Genomic DNA, 25,906 nt, shown 5'->3' with positions numbered 1-25,906 from the left:
TTGCTACAGATCCGTGGCGATGATCTTCTCGATGTTCCGCTCGGCGAGCGCCGTGATGGTGACGAACGGATTGACGCTCGTATTGCCGGGGATCAGTGAACCGTCGATGACGTACAGGCCCGGATGGCCGTGCAGACGGCCGTAGTTGTCGGTGGCCTTGTTCAGGACCGCGCCGCCGAGCGGGTGGTACGTGAGGTGATCGCCCCAGATCTTGTACGTGCCGAACAGATCGGTGCGGTAGATCGTCCCCTCCTTGGCGTTGATCTTGTCGAAGATCGTCTTGGCGGCGTCGATCGACGGCTGCTTCCAGGCGGTCTGCCAGTTGAGATCCGCCTTGCCGGTCGCCGCGTTCCAGGAGAAGGCGGCACGGTTCGGGTTTCTGGTGATCGAGAGATAGAACGAGGCGTACGTCTCGATCCCGGTCGGCAGCGGTGCGACCTCGGCGAACGCGCCGCCTGCCGCCCAGTTGTCGATGCCGCCGGTGGGCATGGACGACTGGAGCTTGCCGGTCGGGTCCCAGAGGTGGTTGGCGCGGCCGCACATGACGTTGCCGTTGTCGCCCCAGCCCTTGCCGACCTCGCCGTTCAGTCCTGGCAGCGCGCCGGTGGCTTTCAGCTTGACCAGGAGCTTGCTGGTGCCGACGCTGCCTGCCGCGAAGAACACCTTGTCCGCGGTCACGGTCTTGGTGGCCGTGGTGGTGCCGCCGGAGTTGAGCTGCTCGATGGAGACGGTGTAGCCGCCGCCGGACGCGGGGGCGACCGAAGTGACCCTGTGCAGCGGCGAGATGGTGACCCTGCCGGTCGCGGTGGCCTGGGCGATGTAGGTCTTCTGGAGCGACTTCTTGCCGTAGTTGTTGCCATAGAGGATCTCGCCGGCGATGGCCGACTTGGGGACGGTGCCCGCGACCTCCTGCTTCATGTAGTCCCAGTCGTAGACGCTGGGCACGAAGACGAACGGGAACCCGGAGCGCTGGGCGTGCTTACGGCCGACCCGCGAGTACTGATAGCAGTCGACGCTTTCGAACCAGGCCGGGTCGATGGTGTGGACCCCGAGTCCGGCATTGGCGCGCGGGTAGTAAGTGCCGTACATCTCATCGGCGTTGACCGAAGGGAGGATGGCGCCGAAGTTCTCGCGCTTGGGCGTGACCGCCATGCCGCCGTTGACCAGTGAGCCGCCGCCGACGCCGCGGCCCTGGTAGACGATGATCCCGCCCATCTCCTCGGCGTCCAGGATCCCGGTGTAGCGGGGGATGTCCTTGTCGATCGGGAAGCCGAGGAAGTTGCTGAGGGGCTGTTTGGTCCTGGTGCGCAGCCAGTAGGAACGGCCGTCCGGCGCGGTGGTGTTGGCGAAGATCTTGCCGTCGGAGCCGGGGGTGTCCCAGGCCATGCCCATCTCGATCATATGGACGTCGACGTCGGCCTGGGCCAGGCGAAGGGCGGCGACGGAGCCGCCGTATCCGGTGCCGATCACTAACGCGGGGACGTGGGCCCCGTCGCCGATCGGAGCGGCTGCGGGAGCGGCGTTCGCCTGGGCCACGGTGGCCTGACTCGCGAGGGCGGCGACGCCAAGAATAGAACCAGTTCCAGCGATGAATCTTCGACGTGTGACGCCCTCCTGGGCGGTAATACGCGTGGTGGTGCCACTCATGTGACGTTCCTCACTCTCGTAGGAATGGGAACGAGTTCTACTGCTACTGGCTCATTAAGTCACTGCATACCTAGAAGTAACTTCTGTCCGATCTTGTACCTACTCGGCCCCGGGCTCCCGGGTGTCGCTCAGCAGTCGTTTTCTGGCCAGGGCGACATCGAAGTCCGCCTTCGGATACTGCGGATCCAGTGCCTCCAGGTGCTCGAGGAGCAGGCTGCTGATCGCCCAGTTGCGGTACCACTTGCGGTCCGCCGGGATGAGATACCAGGGGGCGTCCGCCGTGGAGCAGCGCTCGAGCGCGATCTCGTACGCCTCCTGGTAGGCGGGCCACAGGGCGCGATCCTCGATGTCGCCCGGGTTGAACTTCCAGTGCTTGTCCGGGTTGTCGAGGCGTTCGAGCAGGCGCCGCCGCTGCTGTTCGTACGAGATGTGCAGGAAGCACTTGATGACGGTGACGCCGTCGTCGGCGAGCGACTGCTCGAAACGGTTGATCTGGCCGTAGCGGCGGCCGAGTTGGCTGCGGGGGACCAGTTCGCGGACGCGGGCGATGAGGACGTCCTCGTAGTGCGAGCGGTCGAAGATGCCGATCTCGCCAGGCTGCGGGAGCGCCTGCATGATGCGCCAGAGGAAGGGGTGGCTCCGCTCCTCGGGGGTGGGCGTCTTGAAGGCCTTGATGCGGCAGCCGGAGGGATTGAACAGGCCGATGACGTGCTTGACCGTGCCGCCCTTGCCGCTGGTGTCCATGCCCTGGAGGACGAGGAGGACGCGGCGGCGGTCATCCGCGGTGCTCGCCGCGTAGAGCCGCTCCTGGAGGTCCGCCAGACGTTCACCCATCTGGGCGGTGGCAAGGACTCCGGCGGCCTTGTCCGCGGGGCCCGCGGGGGTCGCGTCGGCGGCGTACGAAGTGAGGTCCACCCGCTCGCCGTCGGGGATGCGGAGCAGCTCGCGGAGCTGGGCGGGGGACTCGCGGGTCTTCCCGTGCTTCCCCCCGTCCCTCTTCCTGCCCTTCTTTCCGTCCTTCTTTCCGTCCTTTTTGGCCTTGGTCACTGGGCGGCCCTTTCCTCCGGTGTCTCTCGATGGTGCGCCGGGAGGGCTGCGGGCCGCCACTCGTGTCTGGCAGGAGGCCGAGCTGGGCCGCTACGCCTTGCGGGCCACGCCGCCGATGCTGCTGACCTCGCGAGGTGTTCCGGAGACCGACGGCTCGGGGCGCCACTGGGAGACGGGGACCACTCCGGGATCGAGGAGTTCCAGGCCGTCGAAGAACCGGGCGATCTGCTCGGGGGTGCGGTTGATGCGCGGATTGGTGCTCGCCTGGTTCCACTGCTCGACCATCGCGCGCATCGCTTCCGGGCTGAAGGCTTCGGTGCTGTCGCAGAAGACGAGGTAACTGCCGGACGGCAGCGCGTCCTTGAGGCGGTCGACGATCTCGTAGGCGCTGTCGTCGGTGATGTGCGCGGCGATGCCGAGGAGCATCAGCGCGACCGGCCGGGTGAAGTCCAGCGTCTTGGCCGCGCTGTCGAGAATCGTCTCCGGGGCGCGCAGGTCGGCGTCCGTGTACGCGGTGGCGCCCTCGGGGGTGCTGGTGAGCAGGGCGGTGGCGTGGGCCAGGACGATGGGGTCGTGGTCGACGTAGACGATGCGTGCGTCGGGGGCGACGCGCTGGGCGACATCGTGGGTGTTGTCGAGCGTGGGCAGACCGGTCCCGATGTCCAGGAACTGGCGGACACCCGCCTCGCCCGCCAGATGTGTGACGGTGCGCTGGAGGAACGACCGCTGGGCGCGGGCCACATGGACGATCTCGGGGTTCACCTTGCGGATCTCGTCGCCCACCTGCCGGTCGACCTCGTAGCAGTCCTTGCCGCCCAGCCAGTAGTTCCAGATGCGGGCGGAGTGCGGCGCGCCGGTGTTGATCAGCGGGGTGTCATGAGGCATGGGGCTGTCTCCGAGTCGACCGTCCTGGGGCCTTGCTGAGCTGCGGGTGCTCCTCTTACCCAGAGTACGCAAGCGTACAGCGGGGGCCGTTCGGGCCCAGGTGGTCGCGTGACCCTACGCTTCTGGCGCCGCGTCCGCGTCCGCGCGGCGTCGCTGGCGCGAGGCCCGCAGGTTCGCGGCGTTTCCGCAGCCGCGTGTGGAGTGCCAGACACCGCAGTTGTTGCGGGAGCGGTCGTAGAACGCCGTGGCACAGCGTTCGTTGCGGCAGATCTTCAGGCGCCGCCACTCTCCCGTGGTCTGAGCGAGCAGTGCCTCGCACAGGATCGCCGATGTCAGCCAGCGCCAGCCCTCGCCCTCGGGTTCGGTGGTCAGCGCGGCGTCGCCATGCAGGTTCACCTGGAGGGCGCACGAGGTGAAGCGGGCGGTCTCGCCGTTCGTCGTGCCGCACCGGGAGACAAGGGCCCGGCGCAGCTGCTCGCGCAGCTGCCGCAGCTTGGGCAGATCCTCCGTGGTGAGCGTGAGCCGCACTGCCGTACGGCCCGTCTGCCCGGCCCAGGTGGGCAGCGCCACGGAGACCCAGTCCTGCGCGGCGGTGATGTCCTCGAGGAGATCGACGTCGGGCGATCCACCGGACGGCGCGGTGTTCAGGAGGTCCTGCACGAGCCCCAGGCCGCCGGGGACGGCGGTGGGGAAGTAACGCTCGGTGGCAGGCCAGGTCATGCGCATATCGTACGCGACCGAGGGCGACAGTGGCGTAGGTAGTTAGTCGCAGTCACCGCACGTACGGCCCCGGTTGCCGCCGGGTTCGGGGCCGGGGCCGTACACGCGTCGGCCTCGCTCAGGCCAGGCTCCCCAGAAGTGACTTGTCGAACGGGAGCGCCTCGCCGAGCCGGTCCTCGAGGGCCTTGGCGGCCCACTCGGGGTCGGCGATGAGGGCGCGCCCCACCGCCACCAGGTCGAACTCGTCCCGCTCCAGACGGTCGATGAGCAGGTCGATGCCGGTGGAGGCGGACGGCGCCGCCCAGCCCTGCGGGCCGATGAACTCCTGGTCGAGGCCGACCGAGCCCACGGTGATCACCGGCTTGCCCGAGAGCTTCTTGACCCAGCCCGCGAGGTTGAGGTCGCTGCCTTCGAACTCCGGCAGCCAGTAGCGCCGGGTGGAGGCGTGCAGCACGTCCACGCCCGCGTTCACCAGCGGCGTGAGCAGGCGCTCCAGCTCTTCGGGGGACTCGGCGATGCGGGCGTCGTAGACGCCGCCCTTCCACTGGGAGAACCGGAAGACGACGGGGAAGTCGGGCGAGACCGCGGCGCGTACGGCCGCGACGATCTCCGCGGCGAAGCGGGTGCGGGACTCGATGTCGCCGCCGTAGCCGTCCGTGCGCCGGTTGGTGCGCTCCCAGAGGAACTGGTCGATCAAGTAGCCGTGCGCGCCGTGCAGTTCGACGCCGTCGAAGCCGATGCGCTCGGCGGCCGCCGCGGCGTCGGCGAACGCCCGGATCACGTCGCCGAGGTCGTCGGCCGTCAGGGCGCTGCCCTTGGGCTGCCCGTCGAGGCCGATCGCGGAGGGGCCCGCCGGGGGAGCGGAGGGCACCGGGCCCTTGCCCTCGTCGCGGGTGATGCCGACGTGCCACAGCTGCGGAATGATCTTCCCGCCCGCCTCGTGCACGGCGTCGACCACCTTGCGCCAGCCTTCGAGGGCGTCGTCACCGTAGAAGCGCGGGACCCGGTCGCTCGTACCGGCCGACGCGTGGTCGACGTACGTCCCCTCGGTGATGATCAGACCGACACCGGCGGCGGCCCGGCGGGCGTAGTACTCCGCCACATCCGCGCCGGGCACGCCGCCCGGCGAGAACTCCCTGGTCATGGGTGCCATGACGATGCGGTTGGGGAGGGTGAGGCCGCCGACGCTGAAGGGCCGGTCGAGGGTGTGGGGGGTGCGCGTGGTCTGCGGCGCCGAGGTCATGCGTCCTCCTGGCAGGGGATAAGAGTGCGATCGTCCTGCGATCGATGACGTAAGCGTACGCGCTTCACTCATGTCGCTCGGCGTGAGCCCCGCGGGAGGCCGGAACCACCGGGTGGTGGCTGCGGCCTTGCGGACCGCCGTGCGGATCCGGCGGGCGCGCTGCCCTCGGGCAGCGGCGGAAACGCACCGCGCCGTGGGAGAATCCGAGGCGTGGACGGGGGGATCCTCGAACGGGATCTCGAACTGGCTCGACTGACCGCCGCCGCGGGGAAAGCGGCCGACGGCGCGGGTTCGGTGGCGCTCGTGTTCGGCGAGGCGGGGATCGGCAAGTCGAGCCTCGTGAACGCGCTGCCGGGTGCCCTGTCCGCGCAGGCCAGGGTGCTTGTCGGGCAGTGCGACGACCTTGCGACGCGGCGCCCGCTCGGCCCGTTCAGGGACCTGGTCGGCAGTGTGCGCGCCGAGCTGGAGCGGGCGGTGACCGAGGGCGGTGACCGGCATCGGGTGTACGACGCGCTGCGGGCCGAGCTCGCGGAACCGCCGCAGCCGGTGGTGCTCGTCGTAGAGGACGTGCACTGGGCGGACGAGGCCTCGCTCGACGCGCTGCGGTTCCTCGTACGCCGGGTGGACCGGCTGCCCGCGGTCCTTGTGCTGACCTACAGGGACGACGAGCTGGGCCGCGAACATCCGCTGCGGGACCTCCTCGGCCAGGTGTCGCGCGCGGCCCGTGTACACCGCATCCCGCTGTCCCGGCTCTCCCGCGACGCGGTCCGTGCGCTGAGCGGGGCCAGCGGCCTCGACCCCGCGCAGGTGTACGCCGTGACCTCCGGCAACCCCTTCTACGTCGCCGAGGTCGTCGCCGCGGGCGGCAACCGAGGCGTACGGAGCGTGCCGCCGACCGTGGTGGACGCCGTCCTGGCCAGGCTGGGCGGCCTCGACGACTCCGCACGCGACGCGCTGGAACAGCTCGCCGTGGTGCCGTCGGCGGTCGAGCGCACCCTGGCCGACTCGCTACTGCCGGGCGGAGTCGGCGGGTTGACGGCGGCGGAACAGCGCGGCCTCCTGGTCGTGACCCCGGAGCGGGTGGTGTTCCGGCACGAGATCATCCGGCGCGCCATCGCCGACTCGCTGCCCGCCGCGCGCCGGATCGAGCTCAACCGCCTCGTGCTCGCCGTCCTTGTCGCGCAGCCCGGCGCCGACTCCTCCCGCATCGTCCACCACGCCGCCCAAGCGGGCGACCAGGACGCCATCGCGCGCTATGGACCCGACGCGGCCAAGGATGCCGCACGCACCGGCGCGCACCGCGAGGCCGCCGCCCAGCTGCGGCTCGTCCTGCGGCAGCGGCAGCGCTACGGCCCCGCTGAACTGGCCGACCTGCTCGAGCGGTTCGCGGTGGAGAGCTATACCATCGCCGACTCCCCGGCCGCCGTCGGCGCCCAGCGGGAAGCCGTCGCACTGCGCCGCTCGCTCGGCGACCTGCGGGCGCTCGGCGCCGATCTGCGCTGGCTCTCCCGGATCCACTGGTGGGCGGGCGACGCCGACGCGGCACAGGAAGCCGCACGGGAGGCCATCGACGTACTCGAACAGGCAGGAGACGAGCGGCTGCTGGCGCTCGCGCTCAGCAACACCTCTCAGCTCCGGATGCTCTCCGACCGGTACGCGGAGGCCATCGGCTACGGCGAGCGCGCCATCACCCTGGCCCGGCGGACCGACGACGCGGCGATCCTCTCGCACGCCCTGAACAATGTGGGAACCGCCCGCTGGCGCGCCGGAGATCCGCTGGGACGGCCGCAGTTGGAGGAGGGTCTCGCGGTCGCACTGAAGGCGGGAGAGGCCGACCACGCCTGCCGCGCCTACGCGAACATCGTCTGGACGCTCCTGGAGAACCTCCAGTTCCGCGAGGCGGACCGCTTCCTGGCGCCCGCGATGGAGTTCGCGGACCGCACAGAGCACCTGGGCTTCCTCCGCTACCTCCAAGTGGAGCTGGCCCTGCGGCAGTTCGCCGCCGGAGCGTGGGGCGAGGCCGAGAAGCGCGCGGAGTCCGGTGATGTGCATGAGTTCCCGCCAGCCCGCTGCCCCGCACTGACCGTCCTCGCCCGGGTGCGGATCCGGCGCGGCACGGCGGGCGGCGACGAACTCCTCACGCGGGCCTGGGAGATCGCCGCACGGACGCGCGAGCTTCAGCGTACGAGTCCGGTCGCGGCGGCGCGGGCGGAGTCGGCCTGGCTGCGCGGCGATCACGCGGCCGTGCTCGCCGCGGTCGGCCCCCTGCACACACAGGCGCGCGGCCTCGCCGCGACGCCGTACCGCGCGGAGCTCGGCTACTGGCTCGCCAGAGCGGGGCACCCCGTCCCCGCGGACGGATCGAGCCATCCGTACGCCCTCCAGGCCGCGGGGCAGTGGCAGCCCGCCGCCGACGCCTGGCGGGCGGCGGGCTGCCCCTACGAGTACGCCGCGGCCCTCGCGGAGAGCCCCGACCCGGCGGACAAGCTCACCGCCCTCGCCGGGCTCGACGCCCTTGGCGCGGCACCGCTGGCCCGGATCGTCCGTGCCGAACTGCGCGCGCTCGGCGTGTCCCGGATCCCCCGTGGCCCGCACGCGGCGACGCGCCGCAACCCCGCGGGACTTACCGGCAGGCAACTCCAGGTCGTGCGGTTCCTGGCGGAGGGCCTGACCAACATCGAGATCGCCGACCGGCTCGTCCTGTCCGTACGCACCGTCGACAACCACGTCCACGCGGTCCTCGACAAGCTCGGCGCCCGCAGCCGGCGCGACGTCGCCGCCCGCGCGGCGGAACTGGGAATGGAGCCCGGCCGCGAAAAGTAGGTATGCGCCGGCTACGAGCTGGGTGCCGGGCACGGATGCCCGTGCACGGCGGGCGGCACTAGAAAGAACGCGACACACCGATCCGGCTCGGGGGAGTACATGTCCAAGACGCCAGCACCGGCAGCACGACGTGAACTGATGGAATTCAAAGGTGAGTTGATCGGCCCGGACGACTCCGGGTACGACGAGGCGCGCGCCGTCTACAACGCGATGGCCGACAAGCGCCCCGCGCTCGTCGCGCGCTGCACCGACGCCGATGACGTGTCCCGCGTCATCGGCTTCGCACGCGCGCACCAACTGCCGCTCGCGGTCCGCGGCGGCGGCCACCACGGAGCGGGTCTCGGCACCGTCGACGGGGGAGTGGTCGCCGATCTGTCACCGCTCAAGTCCGTCGAGGTCGACCCCGTCGCCCGCACGGTGCGGGTCGGCGGCGGCTGCGTATGGGGCGAGGTGGACCGCGCCACGCACGAGCACGGTCTCGCCACGCCGAGCGGCATCATCTCCACGACCGGCATCGGCGGCCTCACCCTCGGCGGCGGTCTCGGCCACCTCACCCGCAGGTTCGGCCTCAGCATCGACAACGTCCTGGAGGCCGACGTCGTCCTGGCCGACGGCGGCCGTGTCCGGGCGAGCGCCGACGAGAACGCCGACCTCTACTGGGCGATCCGCGGCGGCGGCGGCAACTTCGGCGTCGTCACCTCCTTCCTCTTCCGCGTCCACGAACTGAGCACGGTCGTCGCGGGCCCCACCTTCTGGCCCGCCGAGCAGGGCGCCGAAGTCCTCGCCGCCTACCGCGACTTCCTGCCGGGGGCACCCCGCGAAGTGAACGGCTTCTTCATGTTCGGCACCGTGCCCCCGGCCCCGCCCTTCCCGGAGAACCTCCATCTGCGGAAGGTCTGCGGCGTCGTCTGGTGCCACACCACCGAGGACACCGACGCGGCGGCCCGCGCCATGGCGCCCCTGCTCGACGCCCTGCCCGAGCCGCTCCTGCACGCCGTGGCGCCGATGCCGCACCCCGCGCTCCAGTCCATGTTCGACGGGCTCTACCCGCCCGGCGACCAGTGGTACTGGCGGGCGGACTTCGTCGACGAGATCCCGGACGACGCCGTCGCCCTGCACGCCAAGTTCGGCCCCGAGGTGCCGACCATGCAGTCGACGATGCACCTGTACCCCATCGACGGCGCCGCCCACGACCGAGGTTCCGCGGACACCGCCTGGAGCTACCGGGGTGCCCGCTGGGCCTGTGTCTACGCGGGAGTGGACACAGACCCGGCCAACGCCGAGCTCATCAGGCGCTGGTCCGTCGACTACTTCGACGCGCTGCACCCGTACTCGGCGGGCGGCGCGTACGTGAACATGATGATGGAGGAAGGGCAGGAACGCGTGCGGGCGAGCTACCGCGGCAATTACGCGCGCCTGGCCGCCATCAAGGCCACGTACGACCCGGACAACGTCTTCCGCCTCAACCAGAACATCGAGCCGGACCCGCGCCATCCGGCGTAACCCCGGCGGGCGCCAGACGCGCCCCCACGGTCAGGGCCGTAGCGTGATCGACATGTGCTGGAGCGCGACGGCCGATCTCGTGGCGGGTACGGTCATCTGCGCCGTGGGGGCCGCCTCCGTGGCCAAGGCCGCCCGGCACCCCCGTGACCTGCCGCTCGCCGCGCTTCCGCTCCTCCTGGGGGCCCACCAGATCATCGAGTCCGAGGTCTGGCGGAACAACGGCGGCACAGGCCCGGCCACCGTCGCCTGGGCCGTGATCGCACTCCCGCTGTTCCCCCTGTGGGTGCCGGCGGGAGTGCTCTGCGCGGCGCGCCCGAGCGCTCGCCGCCGCCTGATCATCCCCCTCATCGCGGGGATCGCGACGGCGGCGGCGCTCGCGTACTACCTGGTGACCCGCACCGTGGCGGCCGACATCCACGGCCACACGGTCGCGTACGCTCTCGGCCTGCCACAGTCCGAGCTGATCATCTCCGGCTATCTCCTGGCCACGGTCGGCTCCCTGCTCCTCTCCGGCGACCGCGGCCTGGTCCTCTTCGGGATCCTGGTCGCGGCCGGGGCGGCGGTGTGCGTGGTGGTGTGGCGGCGGGAGTACATCTCGACGTGGTGCGCGTTCGCCGCCGTGAGCTCGGTGTTCCTGTACTTCTGGGTCAGAAGGCGCTCTCGGGCAGTTCGAGCACCGTCCGGTCCAGGCTCTCCAGGAGCGTGAACTGGGCTTCGGTCTTGGGTAGTTCGTGCCGGAAGAAGTAGCGGCACGCACCGCGCTTGCCCTCGTGGAAGTCCTCGGTGCCGGCCGCCGCCGCGAGCAGCTGCTCCAGCCACATCCAGGCGACGACCACGTGCCCGACCGCTTCGAGGTAGACGCTCGCGTTGGCGAGTGCCGTCTGCGGGTCACCGGTCGACCAGAGGCGCCGGGTCACGTCCACCGCACGCGCCACGGACGCGTCGAGCGCACGCGCGTACCCGGCCGCGGAACCGCCCGCCGCGGCACCACGGGCGGTCGTCCTCTTGATCCGCTCACCGAGCAGCTGAAGCCCGGCGCCGCCGTCCATGACGACCTTGCGGCCGAGCAGATCGAGACCGTGGATGCCGTGCGTGCCCTCATGGATGGGGTTGAGGCGGTTGTCGCGGTAGAACTGCTCGACGTTGTACTCGCGCGTGTAGCCATAGCCGCCGTGCACCTGGATCGCCAGGTTGTTGGCCTCGAGGCACCACTGCGAGGGCCAGCTCTTGGCGATGGGTGTGAGCACGTCGAGCAGCAGCTTCGCCTCGTCGCGCTCCTGCGCCGAGGCTCCGGTGTTCTGCTCGTCGAGCAGCCGCCCGCAGTACAGATTGAGCGCCAACGCGCCCTCGACGTACGCCTTCTGGGCGAGGAGCATCCTGCGTACGTCGGCGTGGGCGATGATCGGAACCTGCGGCGAAGCAGGGTCCCTGTCGGCCAGTGGACGGCCCTGCGGTCGGGTGCGCGCATAGTCCAGGGCGTGCAGATAGCCGGTGTAGCCGAGCGCGGTGGCGCCGAGGCCGACGCCGATCCGGGCCTCGTTCATCAGGTGGAACATGTATGCGAGGCCGTGGTGCGCCTCGCCGATGAGATGGCCGACCGCGCCGGGCTCACCGCCGGGCTTGTGGGCGCCCTCGCCGAAGTTGAGGAGGGTGTTCGTGGTGCCTCGGTAGCCCATCTTGTGGTTGAGGCCCGCGAGCACGACGTCATTGCGTTCGCCCAGCGCACCGTCCTCGCCGACCAGGACCTTGGGCACGATGAACAGCGAGAGCCCCTTCACGCCGGGCGGGCCGCCGGGGATGCGCGCGAGCACCAGATGCACGATGTTCTCCGAGAGCTCGTGCTCGCCGCCGGAGATCCACATCTTGTTCCCGAAGAGGCGGTACGTCCCGTCGTCCTGTGCCTCCGCCCGCGTCCGCACATCGGCGAGCGACGAACCCGCCTGCGGTTCCGACAGACACATCGTCCCCATGAAACGGCCCTCGACCATGGGGCGTACGTACGTCTCGATCTGCTCCTTCGAGGCGTGCGCGAGGAGCAGATTGGCGTTGCCCATGGTCAGGAAGGGATACGCGGCCGTGCCCACGTTCGCCGCCTGGAACCACGCGAAGCAGGCCTGCGCCACCACGGCCGGCAGTTGCCCGCCGCCGATCTCGTGATCCATGGCGCTCGCAAGCAGCCCCGAATCGCCGAAGACCCGCAGCGCCTCCTTCACCTCGGGGATGATGTGCACCCGCTCCCCGTCGAAGGTGGGCTCCTCGGCGTCGGCCTTCTTGTTGTGCGGGGCGAAGTGCCGCGTGGCGATCTGCTCGCTCAGCTCCAGGGCGGCGTCGAAGGTCTCGCGGGAGTGGTCCGCGTACCGCTCCCGGCCGGTGAGCGCGGGCACGTCGAGCCACTCGTAGAGCAGGAAATCGAGGTCACGACGGGACAGGAGCAGGGATGCCATGCGGTTTCTCCATGCGGTGGCGGCGGTACCGATGCCGGGGCTGGGCAGCCCCGCACCCCTGATACTAAGCGGTTGCTTACGGGTTCTGTCGAGTGTGACCCGAGCGCGGCCCGCGGTGACGGGCCTCAGCCGGCCGGATCCGCCTGGAACGTGGCCGCGTGCACGGCCTCGAACAGCGCCGTGACGTCCTGCCCGGTGAGACCGTCGGACCGCGCCTGGCGCATCCATTCCGCTAGGGCGTTCTGGAGGGGGGAGTCAGGCCCTGCCTGGGGCCGGGCGAGGGAGCGGGTGATGAACGTGCCCGCTCCCTGGCGGACCTCGGCGAGGCCCGCACGCTCCAGCTCGCGGTAGGCCTTGAGCGTCGTGTTCGGGTTGACCTTCGTGGTCGCGGCGACCTGCGCGGCCGTGGGCAGCCGGTCGCCCTCCACCAACGCGCCCATGCGCAGGGCCTGTTCGACCTGCCGCACGATCTGGAGGTAGGTGGCCACACCGCTGCGCCGGTCGATGCGGAATTCGACCACTGTCCCCACTCTCTGCTCGATTGCGGACACTTTACGTACCTGCCGTCACTGGTCGTCCTAGAGGGGCCGACGCGACGCCCACCACAGGACGAAGACGGCCACGGCGGCGGTGGCGCCGAGCAGCAGGGCGGCGCCCGTCCACTGCATACCCGGCATCTGGTCGTAGCCGAAGTACTCGACCACGTTGTTGACGATGCCGTGCTCCTTGATGCAGGCGTTGGTGGCCTTCTCGGTCGACTCGGCGCAGGTGCCCCACCCGTAGAGGTGCCCGTCCGCGCTGCTGATCCAGCGGTCCGTCTCCACCGCGTTGCTGCCGTTGACGAGGGCGGGCGTGTCGCCGTTCAGGGGCCAGGTGATCAGGCGCGGGGTGGCGAGATGGTTACGGAACTCGCCCCAGGCCACCTGTACGACCACGGCGAAGGCGAAGGTGGCGAGCATGGCGGGCAGCACCCTGCGCGCCAACATGCCGATCGCGATACCGCTGATGGTGAGGAAGAGGGAGAGTGCCGTCAGCATGGGGCCGGTGTTGTCGAACACCGATCCCGAGAGCCACTCCGAGAGGAGGAGATGACGGTAGGGCTCCCACCACCAGAAGAACAACGTGGAGAGTACGACGGTGGACAGCAGGACGAGCGAAAGACACCAGGCCAGCTTGGCGGCGAGCCAGCGGCGGCGGGGCACCGACTGCGTGGTGACCAGCTGCGCGGTGCCGTGCTCCTGGTCGCCCGCGATCAGCGGGGCGCCGAGGAAGACGCCGAGGATGATGGGCAGCCCGCCCAGCGCCTCGGTGATGTACTCGTAACCCCCCGGCGCCGACTCCAGGCTGACGTCCTTGTCCGGCCAGCCCATCCCGGCAAGCATGTCGGCCATCGCGCCGCGTTCGTAGACGATCTTGGCCGCCCCGAGCACGACCAGGGCGATGATGATCCACGTCGTGGTGCGGTGCTGGCGTACGACGAGCCAGGTGAGCCCGTGCAGCAGGCCCGGCTTCTTCCCGGTCGCCGCGGTGTGCGGCTGGTCGGTCAGGGTGGTGCTCATGCGGCGCTGATCCCCTCGGTCTCGATACGGGCTTCCTGCGTGAACAGCGGTTCGGCGTCCGGCGAGCGGAGGTGGCCGAGCAGCACTTCCTCCAGGCTCGGCTCGGAGACCTCCCAGTCCGGGGCCAGCGGGCCGCCGGGGCGCAGGAGGGCACGGAACTGCCGCCCCTGGACCCGGAATTCGACCACCGTGTGCGGGGCGAGGTCGGCGGGCGGCGTTCCGTCGGGGGCGAGGCCGGTCACCAGGGCGTGGGCCGGGACCAGCTCCTCGGTGTCACCGGCGAGGCGGAGCCTGCCGTCCGCGATCACCAGGAGGTAGTCGCACATGTCCTCCAGCTCGGCCAGCATGTGCGATGACATCACCACCGTCGTGCCGCGCTCGACGGCCTCGGACATCAGGAGGGAGCTCATCTCGTCGCGGGCCAGCGGGTCGAGATCGGCCATCGGCTCGTCGAGCAGCAGCAGATCGGGCCGCTTGCCGAAGGCGAGCGCGAAGGCGACGCGGGTGCGCTGCCCGCCGGAGAGCGTGCCGACCTTGGCGTTCAGCGGGACGTTGCCGGAGCGCACGATCCGCTCGGCGGCAGCCATGTCCCAGCCGGGGTTGAGCTCGCTGCCCATGCGCAGCGTCTCGGCCACGGTGAACCGCTTGAACAGCGGCTTGTCCTGGGAGAGGTAGGCGTAGCGAGGCATGGCGGCCGGATCGTCCACCGGCACGCCGAAGACGCGCAGCTCGCCCTCGGTCGGGGTCACCAGGCGGGTGGCGAGCCCCAGCAGGGTGCTCTTTCCCGCCCCGTTGGGGCCGACGAGACCGCAGATCCGCCCGGCGGGCAGCCGGAAGGAACAGTCACGCAGCGCCCAGCCGCGACGATAGCGCTTGCCGAGGCCACGGGCCTCGAGCGCGGTCGCGCCCGAGGAGCCGCGGGTCTCGGCGGGGTCGGCAGGGGTCGTGTCCACCACGCGCACCTCTCTAGATTCCATTAAACAATTAATGGAATCATGATCTGTGCGATGCGTACCTGTCAAACCGCGTCCGGGTACGCAGAAGCGGGGGGGGGGGCCCCGGGGGGGCCCCCCCCCCCCGCGGGGGGGGGGGGGGGGGGGGGGCCCCCCCGGGCGGGGGGGGGGGCCCCCCCCGGGGGGGGGCGCCGGGGGGCCCCCCCCCCGCTTCTCTCGGCCGATGAGGGGCTACGGCACCGACTTCGTCGGCCTGGTCCCCTCCCGCTGCTGTGGGATCAAGCTCGGCGGCAGCTCGCCCTGCTGCACGTTCACGGTCCTGACCGGCGAGGGCACCCGGATGCCCTCGGCGCGGTAGCGCCGGTGGAGTTGCTTGATGAACTCGTGCTTGATGCGGTACTGGTCACTGAACTCGCCGACGCCCAGGATCACCGTGAAGCTGATCCTGGAGTCGCCGAACGTGTGGAAACGCACGGCGGGTTCGTGGTCGGGGAGGGCGCCGGCGATGTCCTTCATGACGTTCTCCACGACGTCGGTCGTGACGCGCTCGACCTGTTCCAGGTCGCTGTCGTAGCTGACACCGACCTGGACCATGATCGAGAGTTCCTGCTCGGGGCGGCTGAAGTTGGTCATGTTGGTGCCCGCGAGCTGGGCGTTGGGGATGATGACGAGGTTGTTCGACAGCTGACGCACCACCGTGTTGCGCCAGTTGATGTCGACGACGTAGCCCTCCTCGCCGCTGCTGAGCCGGATGTAGTCGCCCGGCTGCACCGTCTTCGCGGCGAGGATGTGTACGCCCGCGAAGAGGTTGGCCAGCGTGTCCTGAAGGGCGAGGGCCACCGCGAGGCCGCCGACGCCGAGTGCGGTGAGCAGCGGGGCGATGGAGACGCCGAGCGTTTGCAGGACGACGAGGAAGCCCATCGCGAGGACCACGACACGGGTGATGTTCACGAAGATCGTCGCCGAGCCCGCCACGCCCGACCGGGACTGCGCGACGGACTTCACCAGGCGGGTGACCACCCGGGCCGCCGTCAGGGTCGCGGCCAGGACGAGCAGCGCGGTCAGCGTCATCGTGACGTTGCGGCCGGTCCTGGGAGTGAGCGGAAGAGCGGCCGCCGCGACTGCCGCGCCGGCGGCTATCGCCGCGCAGGGGACCAGGGTGCGTACGGCGTCGACGATGACGTCATCGCCGCTCCACCGCGTCCTGCTGGCCCGTTCACCCAGCCAGCGCAGGATCATGCGCAGCAGCAGACCCGCCGCGATACCGGCGGCCACGGCGATACCGGCGGCGATCAGGTCGTGCCATGTGAGGGCTCGCTCCATCAGTTCATTCTCCAGGTTGTGCGGGCGCGCCGGACGTATGTTCGTGTCCGGCGCGAGCGTCATCCTGCCCGATCACCTGCTAAGGCTTGCGAGCCACCCCCGCGTACATCGGCACCGATGTCCCGTCCCTGACCTCGTCGACGCCGAGCTCCGGATGCCAGTCCGGGACCCACACGATGCCGGGGTCCATCAGCTCCAGGCCCTCGAAGAACCGCTCCACCTCGGCACGTGCACGCGGCGCGAGCGTGACGCCGCCCGCCTTGTACATCTCCACCGCCTGCCGCGTCCGCTCCGGATCGAAGTCGCCGGAGATCTGGGACAGGACCAGGTGGCTGCCCGGCGCCAAGGCGGCCACGAGCCGCTCCACGACGTCGTGCGCACGGTCGTCGTCGCTGATGAAGTGCAGCAGCCCGATCAGCGAAAGGGCGATCGGCCGGCTGAAGTCCAGTACCCCCTCGGCCTGTTCGAGGATCCTGTCCGGCTCGCGCGCGTCCACCTGGAGGAACTCCGTAGCCCCCTCGGGCGTCCCCCGCAGCAGAGTCTCCGCGTGCGCGAGCACGGTCGGATCGTCGTCCACGTAGACGACACGTGCCTCGGGGGCGGCCGACTGGGCGATGCGGTGGAGGTTCGGCTCGGTGGGGATCCCGGCGCCGATGTCCAGGAACTGGCGTATCCCGGCCTCTCCCGCGAGGTGGCGCGTGGTGCGCTGCATGAACCAACGGTTGTGCTGTGCGTAGTACTTGGCCTGCGGTTCGAGCGACACGATCTGGAGCCCGAGCTCCTCGTCCACCGGGTAGTTGTCCTTGCCGCCGAGAAACCAGTCGTAGACCCGGGCGGGATGCGGCTTGCTGGTGTCGATCGGGTGGGTGGCGGGCGGCGGGATCGCGGTCATACGTCAACTCCCATGGGGGTAGCGGGCGTTCGGACGGACTTCGCGTACGTCCGGCCATCGTGCCCGCTCGGCCCATCGCTCTCAAGCATCACTGGGGTTCCGCAGCAGACTCCCCGCCCCCGGCACATGAGGCGGCAGGCCGAGCTCGGTCAGGATGCGGTACGCCGTCGCGGTCGCCGCCGACAGGACGGGAAGCCCGGCAGCGTCCTCCACCGCCTGGATCGACGCCAGCGAAGGCATCTGCACGCAGGCGGAGAGGACGAGCGCGTCGGCGCGGCTCAGGTCCACGCGCCGCCAGTGGTCGCGCAGGTCGGCCGGGTCGAGGCGGGCGACCGCCAGATTGTCCGGCACCTCCAGGCTGAGCGCGTCCACGACCTCGATGCCCGCGTCCTCGAGGTACTCGACGACCAGCTGGGTCAGCGGCTTCATGTACGGGGTGATGATCGCGACCCGCGCCGCGCCCAGCGCCTTGATGCCGTCGAGCAGGGCGCCCGCACTGGAGATCACCGGCGCCTGCGCGCCCTCGGAGCGCAGGGCGGCGGTGATCTCGTCCTCCGCCGTGCAGTGGTGGCCAGGCCCCTGGGCCATGATCGCGACGAGGCAGGCAGTGGCCACCACATCGGGCCTGGCGTCGGCCAGTTCGAGGGCCGCGCGCTCGGTCTGCGCGTTCATGGCCTTCAGCTGCTCGGGCGTCACATGCTTCATGCGCATCCGGCTGCTGTGGAAGACGAACCGGTCCTGCGGGGCAACGGACTCGCGGTCGCGCATCATGCGCGGCAGCTCCGTCTCCATCGTCAGATTCGAGCTGGGCACGATCATGCCGATGTGGTGGTCGGTCGCTGTCGCGGTCGGGTTCGCTGCCACGGGATCCTCCGGATGTTCTCGTACGCCGATGCGTACGGCTATGAGTCCTCGGTCAGCCCCTCCCAGTGCTCGGCGAGGGACGTGAGGAGATGCATGACTTCTTCGCGCCGCTCGCCCTCGAACGGCTCGAGGAGCCGGTTGTCGAGTTCGCGGGCGCGACGGTTGGAGTCGCGGAGGGTGCGTTCACCCTCCTCGGTCAGATAGAGCAGCTTGCGGCGGCCGTCGTCGGCGGCCGTCCTGCGCAGGATCAGCCCCCGGTTCTCCAGGCGCCGTGCCACGTCCGCCATCGTCGACGTGTCCAGTGCCACCGCCGACGCCATCGAACGCTGGTCGTGACCCGGCGATGCGCCCACGGCCGTGAGGACCGCGAACTGCGGCCCGGTGAGCGTCGGGTCCACCGCGCGGATCCAGACCGCGAGATACGCCTGGTACAGGCGCCGGACCTGGTAGCCGGGCGCGGCCGTGAGGGCGGCCGGGGGCCCCGGCGGCGCGGCGGGAGCAGCCCTCGTGAGGGAGGTTTCGTCAGCCATGGGGCCCACTTAAGCACGGGGGTTGATCGGTTCGGGCGGTCAGGTCAGCATCGGGCGCAACGCCTCGCGGAGGGCCGCGAGTGCCGCGTGCGTGCTGTCCCAGAACAGCATGTGACCCGCTTCGGGGATCGCGGTGAACACTGCCCCGGGGCGCAGTCGCGCAGCCTCGGCGACGCCCGCCGCCGTGACGACGGGGCTCTCCGCGCCGTACAGGAGTGTCGTGGGGCCCGGCACCGAGGGCCACCAGGAGAAGAAGTCCTCGGTCTCGAAGCCTCGGTGCGTGGCGGCGATCGCCTCCTTGTCGCAGCTCGCGAGCCAGCGGGCCCGCAGCTCCTGCTCACGGCGCGGCCAGCGCGGCCACGCCAGGGCCACCTCGTCCGCGTCCGTGCCGCGCCGGGCCTGGGCGAGCTGGCCCAGGAAGGCCTCGAGCGTCGTGGGATAGGGCCCGCGTCCTGGCCCGCTCATCGGCGGGTCGCCGAGCACCGTGCCGCGCAGCGCCACCTTGTCGCGCACGGCGGTCACCGCCGCGATGCGCGCGCCCATGGAGTGGCCGAACAGGACGGGCCGGTCGAGGCCGAGCCCTGTGACGACGGCTTCGACGTCCTCGGCGTACTCCTCCAGGGCGTAGGAGCCGCCGCTGTCGGAGAGCCCGCGGCCACGGATGTCGAGGACCAACGGGCGTACGCCATCGGTTAGTTCACGCGCCACGAAGTCCATCGTGACGGCGGGACTCGTGATGCCGGGCAGGACGAGGAGCGGGGTGCCCGCGCCGCCGTAGTCGAGGACGTGCAGGCGCGTGTCGCCGGAGCGGACCCAGCGGCTGGTGGCGGGGATGTCGGCGAGGTCGGCGAGTGCGGACTGCGGCAGGCATCGTGGCAGGCATCGGTCGGGCGGGGTCATGCGTTCCTCCCGGGGAGGGCGTCGAGATATGCGGTCGCTTCTTTGAGGCCGATGACGTCCCCGTACTTGGCCTGGATGTCGAAGAGGCTCGCCTCGTGCGGTCCGGCGGCCCGGTCACCGACGCACTCACGCGGCACGAGCACCGAGAACCCGCTCTGCACGGCGTCGACCGCGGTCGCCCGCACACAGCCACTCGTCGTCGCCCCGCACACCAGGACGGTGTCGCGGCCGAGACCGGTGAGCAGGGCGGCGAGCGAGGTGCCGAAGAACGCCGAAGCGCCCTTCTTCACCACCATCAAGTCCTGCGGTTCACACGGCAGTCGGGGGTCGAGCGCGACCTCATCGCTGCCCTCGACCAGGGACCGCATCCCCTGCGCCTTGTGCAGCCAGGTGACGGCGTCGCCCGCCGCCTCGGCGGGCGTATAGGCGATGGCGGTGAAGATGACGGGCACGTCGGCAGGTCGGCCGCTCGCGATCAACTCGCCGACAGATTCCACCACTTCGGAGAGATCCGCGCCCGAAGGGAAGCCGTCCTCGGTGAAGCCGCGCGTGAGATCGACGACAAGGATCGCGGGGCGGCTGCCCCTGCGTACGGGAGCACCGAATCCGGCCCGTTCGTAGGTACGTTCAGTTTCCTGCCCGTAGTTCACCATGCCCTCCTCGATGCGCGAAGGGTCCGCAGCTCCCGCGCCTGCGCGCCGAGCCGTCCGAGCAGCCAGCCCTCGAAGAGACCGAAGGCGAAGGCCCCGGCGACCAGGCCGTACTTGGCGGCGGCCGGCCCCAGGAGCATGGAGAGACCGTCGAGCTCGGCTTCCGGCGGGGCGGCGGGGCGGCTGACGCGGGGAGCCGCCGCGGGCAGGGCGGAAGGAGAGGGAGAAGAAGGAGAAGAAGCAGCCGGACTCCGCTCCTGGTCGAGCAGGCTCCCCAGATTCTGCGCGAACTGCTGCAGGATCCGGTCCGACACCGTGGCGATCGCACCCTTCCCGAACTGGGCGATCTTGCCCCGTATCACCAGATCCGTGGAGAGTTGAAGCAGCGCGCCCTCCGGTGCCGCGAGCACTTCGAGGGCGACCTCGGCCTCCGCGTCACCGCTTCCATGGGTATCGGCCCCGCGCGCCTGGACCCGTAGCCGCCGCCCGTCGGGGTCGACCTCCAGGAAGCGGACCGTACCGGCGTACGCGGCACTGATCGGGCCGACCTTGATCTTCACGGAGCCCTGCCAGGCGTCTTGGTCACGCCCGTCGAGCGCGGCGCCCGGCATACAGGACGCGACCCGCTCGACGTCGTTCATCAGGGCGAAGACCTCGTCCGGCGAGGCCTTGACCGGGACCGAGTTGGTGAGCTGCATCAGATCTCCTTGGGGCAGCGCCGGGCGACGGCGCACCCGTCGATCGCCTCGACGATGGTCTGGTAGCCGGTGCACCGGCAGAGGTTGGAGGCGACGACCTCGCGGATCTCGTCCTTGGTCGCCTCGGGGCGCTCGGCGAGGAATCCCTCGGCGAGCATCAGGAATCCGGGGGTGCAGAAGCCGCACTGCAGACCGTGGTGTTCGCTGAACGCCCTTTGCAGATCGCTCAGTTCGGTGCCGTCCGAAAGCGACTCGACCGTACGGACCTGGGCGCCTTCGGCCTGCGCCGCGAACATCAGGCAGGCCCGTACGGGCCGGTCGTCCACCAGGACCGTGCAGGCTCCGCAGATGCCGTGCTCGCAGCCGACATGGGTGCCGGTCAGGCGCAGATCGTGCCGGAGCACGTCGACGAGGGTGCGGCGGGGTTCGGTGATCACTTCGTGCCGCTCGCCGTTGACGTCGAGCGTGAGCAGCAGAACATCGGTGGTGGTGCCGGTGTCGGTCATGTTGCCGGTACTGGTCATGAGGAGAGCTCCAGGTTCAGGGCGCGGTGCACCGTCTCCGGGGTGATGGGGGTGTGGTCGAGCTCGACGCCCGTGGGGCGCAGGGCGTCGTTGACGGCGTTGAGCACGGCGGCCGGCGCCCCGATGGTGCCGCCCTCACCCGCGCCCTTCGCGCCGGTCTCGGTGAACGCGCAGGGTGTCTCCAGGTGGTGGATCAGGACGTCCGGGATCTCGTGGGCGGTGGGCACCTTGTAGTCCATGAAGCTGGTCGCCGATGGCTCGCCCTGCGCGTCGTACGTCACCTGCTCGAAGAGCGCGCCCGCGATGCCCTGCGCGATGCCGCCCCGGCACTGGCCCTCCACCACCTGGGGGTTGATGGCCACACCGCAGTCCTCGACGCAGACGTACCGCAGGATCTCCACCTGCCCGGTGCCTTCGTGGAGTTCGACGACGACGGCGTGGGTGGCGTTGGAGAACGTGCCGTCGTTGAAGACGTCGAACGTGGCGGTGGCGCTCAGGCCGGGCTCGATGTCCTTGGGCAGCAAGTGGGCCTGGAGATAGGCGATATCGGCCAGCTCCTCGTACGTGAGCGTGGTGCCGTCACGGTGGCGTGCGCCGCCTCCCGCGAGCTCTACCTCGTCAGGACCGGCCTCCCACCGCGCCGCCGCGATCCGGCGCAGTTTCTCGCCGAGCTTCGCCGCCGCGAGCCGCACCGCGCTGCCGCCGACCGTGATGGAGCGGCTCGCGAAGGTGCCCCAGCCGTAGGTGATGCGATCGGTGTCGCCCTGATGGAGCTTCACCTTGCTGATATCCAGGCCGAGTTCATCGGCGACGATCTGAGCCATCGTCGTCTCATGGCTCTGGCCGTGGCTCATCGTGCCGGTGGTGACGGTCACCGCGCCGCTGGTGTCCATGCGGACCTCGGACATGTCGAAGCCGGGGACGACCCGCATCTTGCGCTGAGCGAAGGCGGCGGAGCCGTATCCGGTGCGCTCGCTGAAGCAGGAGTAGCCGATGCCGATGTGCCGCCCCTGCGCTGCCGCGACGGACCGCTTCTCGTACCAGCCCTCCTCCTTGACGAGCCGCTCGCACAGGTCGAGGGACTCCAGATAGGAACCGGGGTCGTACGTGATGTTGTTGACGCCTGTGTACGGGAACTCGGTGATGACATTGCGGCGGCGGATCTCGACGGCGTCCAGGCCCAGTTCACGTGCGGCCCGCTCGAAGAGCCGCTCCACCACCATCACGTACTGCGGACGGCTGACACCCCGATAGGGCGCGGTGGGCGCTTTGTTGGTGGTGACCGCCCGGCCGCGCACCCGGTAGGCGGGCACCTTGTAGACGCCGGGCATCTCCGCCGACGCCATCAGCGGCTCGATGCCCGCCGTGAACGGGTAGCAGGAGTACGCGCCCATGTCGCACACCACATCCGCGTCGAGGCCCAGGATTCTGCCCTCGGTGTCGAAGGCCGCACGCACGTCGTAGTGCTGCTCGCGGGCGAGGAACGACGCGGACAGGGCGTCCTTGCGGTCCTCGATCCACTTCACCGGCCTGCGAAGCCGCAGCGCGGCAGCGGCGGCGGCGATCTCCTCGCGCCCGACGACACACTTCTGGCCGAAGCCGCCGCCCATGTCGGGCACGACGACCCGGACGGCCCGCTCGTCCAGACGCAGACAGCGGGACGCCACCGTCCTCACCTGGTGCGGGACTTGGGTGCAGGTCTGCACGACGAGCTGTTCCTCGCGGTCGTCCCAGTGGGCGACGACACCACGTGTCTCCAGGGGGAGGGCGTTCTGCCGCCCGGTCCGTGACTCGACGTGGACGACGCAGGCGGCGGCTTCGAAGATGTCGTCGATACCGTCCGTGGCGAAGAGCGAGACGTCCACGAGTGTGTTGCGCGCGGCCTCCTCGTGGACGAGGGGAGCGCCGGGCGCGAGGGCGTCCTCCTCGGAGGTGACCGGTTGGAGGGCGGCATAGCGGACCTTGGCCGCCTCCAGGCCGTCCTCCGCCGCATACGCGTTCCGGGCCACGACGATCGCGACGGGCTCCCCGACGTAGCGGACCCGATCGTGGGCCAGGACGGGCATCGCGGTCGGCACGAACTCCGTGAGCGGCCTGCCCAGTTGGGCGGTGATGTCGGTCAGCTCCAGATCGTCGGCCGTGAAGGCCGCGACGACGCCGGGGACTTCGCGTACCGCCGTCAGGTCGACCGACGCGATCTCGCCGTGCGCGACCGTGCTGCGGACGAACTGGGCGTGCAGCATCCCCGGCAGCGCGATGTCGTCGACGAACCGGCCGCGCCCGGTGAGCAGCCTCGGATCCTCGCGCCGGGCCACGGAACGCCCGACCAACTGCCCTTCCTTCACCGGCTTGTTCATCGGTTCATCGCCTCCTCACAGGCACGCAGGACCAGCGTGCGGACGAGCTGTTTGCGGTAGTGCGTGCTGCCGGACGCGTCGGCCGGGGGATCGACGGCCTGGGCCGCCGCGACCGCGCACTCGGTGAAGGAACCGCCGCCCGCGAGGACGGCCTCCGCCTCCGGCACCCGCACCACGGCGGCGGCGACCCCGCCGAGCGCCACGCGCCCGCCGCGTACCGCACCGCCCTCCACGTCGAGATCCACGACGGCGGAGACGAGCGCGAAGTCCCCCTGCCGCTCGGCGAATTCGGCGAGCGCGGCATAGGGGGCCGGACGCGGGAAGACGATCTCGACGAGGATCTCGTCGAAGTCGAGGGCGGTCGTGTAATAGCCGAGGAAGAAGTCCCCGGCCGCGATCCTGCGCTCACCGCGCGGCCCACGGGCCACGAACTCGGCGTCGAGTGCCACCGAGAGGAGACACCACTCGGCGGTCGCGTCGGCGTGCGCGATGCTGCCGCCGACGGTGCCACGGGTGCGGATCGGCAGGTGCCCGATCCACGGCATGGCAGCACGCAGCACCCCAAAGCCCGCCCCGAGCCGCCCCGCCGAATCCGTCTCCACCGTGTGATGGGTGGTGAGCGCCCCTATGCGCAGGCCGCCCCCGGCATCCGTGTGCAGCCCGTCGAGCTCCCGCAGGCCGCCTATGTCGACCAGGTGCCGGGGCCTGGCCAGCCGGAAGTTCATCATCGCGACGAGACTCTGGCCGCCGGCGACGACCTTGGCGTCATCGCCGAGCTCGGCGAGCAGCTGAGTCGCGCCGTCGAGGTCGCGGGCCCGGTGATAGGCGAAGGGGGCGGGCTTCATGGTCCTCCTGTCGTACGTGTGGTGTGTCTGTCGTACGTGTGGTGCGTACGGGGCGTGCGCGTACGGGGCGTGCGGGGCGTGCGGGCGCGGTCAGAGCGCCGCTTGCTCGGGGACGACCGGCAGCGGTGCCGGAGCCGACGTTGGGGAATCCTCCTCTCCGTCCAGTGCTCGCCCCTTGGTCTCCGGCGCCGCCACCGCCATCCACACCACGGCGATGAGCACGGCCCCGCCCAGCACCGCGAACGTCAGCGGCAGCCCCAGCAAGGGCCACATCACCGACCCGAAGAGCAGCGGTGCGAAGCCGGTGAGCGCCCGGCTGACCGAGGAGGCCCAGCCGAAGCCGCTGGCCCGCAGGGGAGTGGGGTAGAGCTCGGAGACGTACGCGTACAGGGCGGGGATGGCGAGCTGGGCCAGGAAGCCGAAGACGCCGATGGCCACGACCGAACCCGTCGGCATGTCCCGCACCAGGGCGAACACGACGAGGGCGAGCGAGGCGACCGGGGCCGATACGCCGATCAGCCACTTGCGGCCGACGAGGTCGACCAGGGCGGTGGAGACCAGGACACCGACGATGCCGACGCCGCTCATCAGGGTGGTGCTCATGAACGCGGCCGTGTCGCCCTGGCCCTCCTCCTTGAGGATCGAGGGCATCCAGCTCAGCGCCGCGTAATAGACGAGCATGATGGTGGCGAAGAGCAGCCAGGCCACCGAGGTGATGCGCGGGCTGAAGGTCCAGATGCGGCGCAGCTGGTCGACGGCGGCGGCCACGCCGCGCGGACCGTCGTCCGGCACAGGATCGGGGATGACGTAGGGCACCACGGGCGCGCCCGTCCGAGCCACAAGATCGTCGATGACCTTGCGCGCCTCCGCCTCGCGGCCCTTGCTCGACAGATAGATCGGCGACTCGGGGATGCCGCGCCGCGCCCAGAAGAGCAGCAGCGCGGGCAGGACCATCGTCGCCAGCATCCACCGCCAGTTGCCGTCGAGGGTCAGCATCGCCGTCGATACGAGCCCGCACAGCGTCACACCCACCGGCCACCACGCGTCGAGCGCGGTCAGGATCCTGCCCCGGTACTTGCGCGGCGAGAACTCGCCCACCAGCGCGTAGTCCACGGGGATACAGCCGCCGAGCCCGACACCCGCGAGGAACCGCAGCGCGAGGAAGACCGGATACGTCGGCGCGAGCGCACCGAACACCGAGAACACGGCGAAGATCAGCAGCGTGACGCTGAACGCCTTCTTGCGCCCGATCCGGTCGGCGACCGCGCCCCAGGCGACGGCGCCGACGGCCATGCCCACCAGGTTGGCGGTGGCGACGAGCCCGCGCTCACTGAGCGAGAGGTCGAAGTGCTTGCCCAGGAGCGGCATGAGGAAGCCGTTCAAGGCGATGTCGTACGCGTCGAACAGGTAGCCGAGGCCACCGATGATGAAGATCTTGCCCTGGACGGACCATCTCCAGGGGAGTTCCTGAACGATCTGATCGCCTGTTTTCACGTTCG

Annotated in this window: 23 protein-coding genes; 3 read left to right on the top strand and 20 right to left on the bottom strand. The window is 70.5% G+C overall.

All coding sequences use genetic code 11. The features are described from left to right. Positions 1–3 precede the first annotated feature (3 nt). From ACGFSB_RS22330 to ACGFSB_RS22310, 5 genes are all read right to left on the bottom strand, one after another. Entirely contained in the window at positions 4–1,647 is a 1,644-nt protein-coding gene (locus ACGFSB_RS22330; protein WP_393401904.1) for a GMC oxidoreductase, read from the bottom strand. A gap of 99 nt (positions 1,648–1,746) precedes the next feature. Next, entirely contained in the window at positions 1,747–2,694 is a 948-nt protein-coding gene (locus tag ACGFSB_RS22325) for a PPK2 family polyphosphate kinase (protein ID WP_393401901.1), read from the bottom strand. 90 nt (positions 2,695–2,784) lie between these two features. Continuing rightward, on the bottom strand, positions 2,785–3,579 hold the full coding sequence (locus tag ACGFSB_RS22320; RefSeq protein ID WP_393401898.1) for an SAM-dependent methyltransferase: 795 nt from the start codon (positions 3,577–3,579) through the stop codon (positions 2,785–2,787). Between the two features lie 114 nt (positions 3,580–3,693). Next, complete coding sequence (locus ACGFSB_RS22315; RefSeq protein WP_393401896.1) at positions 3,694–4,299, bottom strand: CGNR zinc finger domain-containing protein; 606 nt, start codon at positions 4,297–4,299, stop codon at positions 3,694–3,696. Between the two features lie 118 nt (positions 4,300–4,417). Further along, the gene (locus ACGFSB_RS22310) at positions 4,418–5,542 is read right to left on the bottom strand and encodes an NADH:flavin oxidoreductase (RefSeq protein WP_393401893.1); all 1,125 of its coding nucleotides are present in this window, start codon (positions 5,540–5,542) and stop codon (positions 4,418–4,420) included. 210 nt (positions 5,543–5,752) lie between these two features. Here ACGFSB_RS22310 and ACGFSB_RS22305 point away from each other — a divergent pair, with 210 nt between their 5' ends. The 3 genes from ACGFSB_RS22305 to ACGFSB_RS22295 all read left to right on the top strand — a co-directional run bounded on the left by ACGFSB_RS22305 (position 5,753) and on the right by ACGFSB_RS22295 (position 10,574). Then, on the top strand, positions 5,753–8,365 hold the full coding sequence (locus ACGFSB_RS22305; protein WP_393401891.1) for a helix-turn-helix transcriptional regulator: 2,613 nt from the start codon (positions 5,753–5,755) through the stop codon (positions 8,363–8,365). A gap of 99 nt (positions 8,366–8,464) precedes the next feature. Continuing rightward, positions 8,465–9,868: an FAD-binding oxidoreductase gene (locus ACGFSB_RS22300; protein ID WP_393401889.1), complete on the top strand. Its 1,404-nt coding sequence runs from the start codon at positions 8,465–8,467 to the stop codon at positions 9,866–9,868. A gap of 52 nt (positions 9,869–9,920) precedes the next feature. Next, entirely contained in the window at positions 9,921–10,574 is a 654-nt protein-coding gene (locus ACGFSB_RS22295; RefSeq protein WP_393401886.1) for a DUF6629 family protein, read from the top strand. On the opposite strand, the gene ACGFSB_RS22290 is transcribed toward ACGFSB_RS22295, so the two are convergent. The 15 genes from ACGFSB_RS22290 to ACGFSB_RS22220 form a co-directional block, all read right to left on the bottom strand. Beyond that, entirely contained in the window at positions 10,516–12,312 is a 1,797-nt protein-coding gene (locus tag ACGFSB_RS22290; RefSeq protein WP_393401884.1) for an acyl-CoA dehydrogenase, read from the bottom strand. The genes ACGFSB_RS22295 and ACGFSB_RS22290 overlap by 59 nt on opposite strands. A 125-nt stretch (positions 12,313–12,437) precedes the next feature. Further along, a complete protein-coding gene (locus ACGFSB_RS22285; protein ID WP_393402008.1) occupies positions 12,438–12,842 on the bottom strand; it encodes a GntR family transcriptional regulator in 405 nt (134 codons plus the stop codon). A gap of 48 nt (positions 12,843–12,890) precedes the next feature. Further along, entirely contained in the window at positions 12,891–13,871 is a 981-nt protein-coding gene (locus ACGFSB_RS22280) for an ABC transporter permease (RefSeq protein ID WP_393401881.1), read from the bottom strand. Further along, complete coding sequence (locus ACGFSB_RS22275) at positions 13,868–14,824, bottom strand: ABC transporter ATP-binding protein (protein WP_393401879.1); 957 nt, start codon at positions 14,822–14,824, stop codon at positions 13,868–13,870. Before ACGFSB_RS22275 ends, ACGFSB_RS22280 begins: the two co-directional genes overlap by 4 nt. A 231-nt stretch (positions 14,825–15,055) precedes the next feature. Beyond that, positions 15,056–16,147 carry a mechanosensitive ion channel family protein gene (locus tag ACGFSB_RS22270; protein WP_393402006.1) on the bottom strand — a complete coding sequence of 364 codons (1,092 nt, stop codon included), beginning with the start codon at positions 16,145–16,147 and terminating at the stop codon, positions 15,056–15,058. Between the two features lie 79 nt (positions 16,148–16,226). Continuing rightward, complete coding sequence (locus ACGFSB_RS22265; protein ID WP_393401876.1) at positions 16,227–17,039, bottom strand: SAM-dependent methyltransferase; 813 nt, start codon at positions 17,037–17,039, stop codon at positions 16,227–16,229. Between the two features lie 81 nt (positions 17,040–17,120). After that, a complete protein-coding gene (locus ACGFSB_RS22260; protein WP_393402004.1) occupies positions 17,121–17,858 on the bottom strand; it encodes an Asp/Glu racemase in 738 nt (245 codons plus the stop codon). An 83-nt stretch (positions 17,859–17,941) separates the two neighbouring features. Continuing rightward, positions 17,942–18,433 carry a MarR family winged helix-turn-helix transcriptional regulator gene (locus ACGFSB_RS22255; RefSeq protein WP_393401873.1) on the bottom strand — a complete coding sequence of 164 codons (492 nt, stop codon included), beginning with the start codon at positions 18,431–18,433 and terminating at the stop codon, positions 17,942–17,944. A gap of 39 nt (positions 18,434–18,472) precedes the next feature. Further along, positions 18,473–19,333, bottom strand: a complete 861-nt coding sequence (locus ACGFSB_RS22250) for an alpha/beta fold hydrolase (RefSeq protein ID WP_393401871.1) — start codon at positions 19,331–19,333, stop codon at positions 18,473–18,475. Beyond that, positions 19,330–19,986: an isochorismatase family protein gene (locus tag ACGFSB_RS22245; protein WP_393401869.1), complete on the bottom strand. Its 657-nt coding sequence runs from the start codon at positions 19,984–19,986 to the stop codon at positions 19,330–19,332. The genes ACGFSB_RS22250 and ACGFSB_RS22245 overlap by 4 nt, the downstream gene beginning before the upstream one ends. Continuing rightward, on the bottom strand, positions 19,980–20,681 hold the full coding sequence (locus ACGFSB_RS22240; protein ID WP_393401867.1) for an SRPBCC family protein: 702 nt from the start codon (positions 20,679–20,681) through the stop codon (positions 19,980–19,982). Before ACGFSB_RS22240 ends, ACGFSB_RS22245 begins: the two co-directional genes overlap by 7 nt. Then, positions 20,681–21,205, bottom strand: coding sequence for a (2Fe-2S)-binding protein (locus ACGFSB_RS22235; RefSeq protein WP_393401864.1), 525 nt, complete (start codon positions 21,203–21,205; stop codon positions 20,681–20,683). Before ACGFSB_RS22235 ends, ACGFSB_RS22240 begins: the two co-directional genes overlap by 1 nt. After that, entirely contained in the window at positions 21,202–23,562 is a 2,361-nt protein-coding gene (locus ACGFSB_RS22230; protein WP_393401861.1) for a xanthine dehydrogenase family protein molybdopterin-binding subunit, read from the bottom strand. The genes ACGFSB_RS22235 and ACGFSB_RS22230 overlap by 4 nt, the downstream gene beginning before the upstream one ends. Then, on the bottom strand, positions 23,559–24,407 hold the full coding sequence (locus ACGFSB_RS22225; protein ID WP_393401859.1) for an FAD binding domain-containing protein: 849 nt from the start codon (positions 24,405–24,407) through the stop codon (positions 23,559–23,561). Before ACGFSB_RS22225 ends, ACGFSB_RS22230 begins: the two co-directional genes overlap by 4 nt. A 90-nt stretch (positions 24,408–24,497) precedes the next feature. Further along, positions 24,498–25,901: an MFS transporter gene (locus ACGFSB_RS22220; RefSeq protein WP_393401857.1), complete on the bottom strand. Its 1,404-nt coding sequence runs from the start codon at positions 25,899–25,901 to the stop codon at positions 24,498–24,500. Positions 25,902–25,906 lie beyond the last annotated feature (5 nt).

The sequence above is a fragment of the Streptomyces sp. NPDC048441 genome (assembly GCF_043200235.1).
Lineage (GTDB): Bacteria > Actinomycetota > Actinomycetes > Streptomycetales > Streptomycetaceae > Streptomyces.
This window is presented reverse-complemented; position numbering and strand designations above follow the sequence as displayed.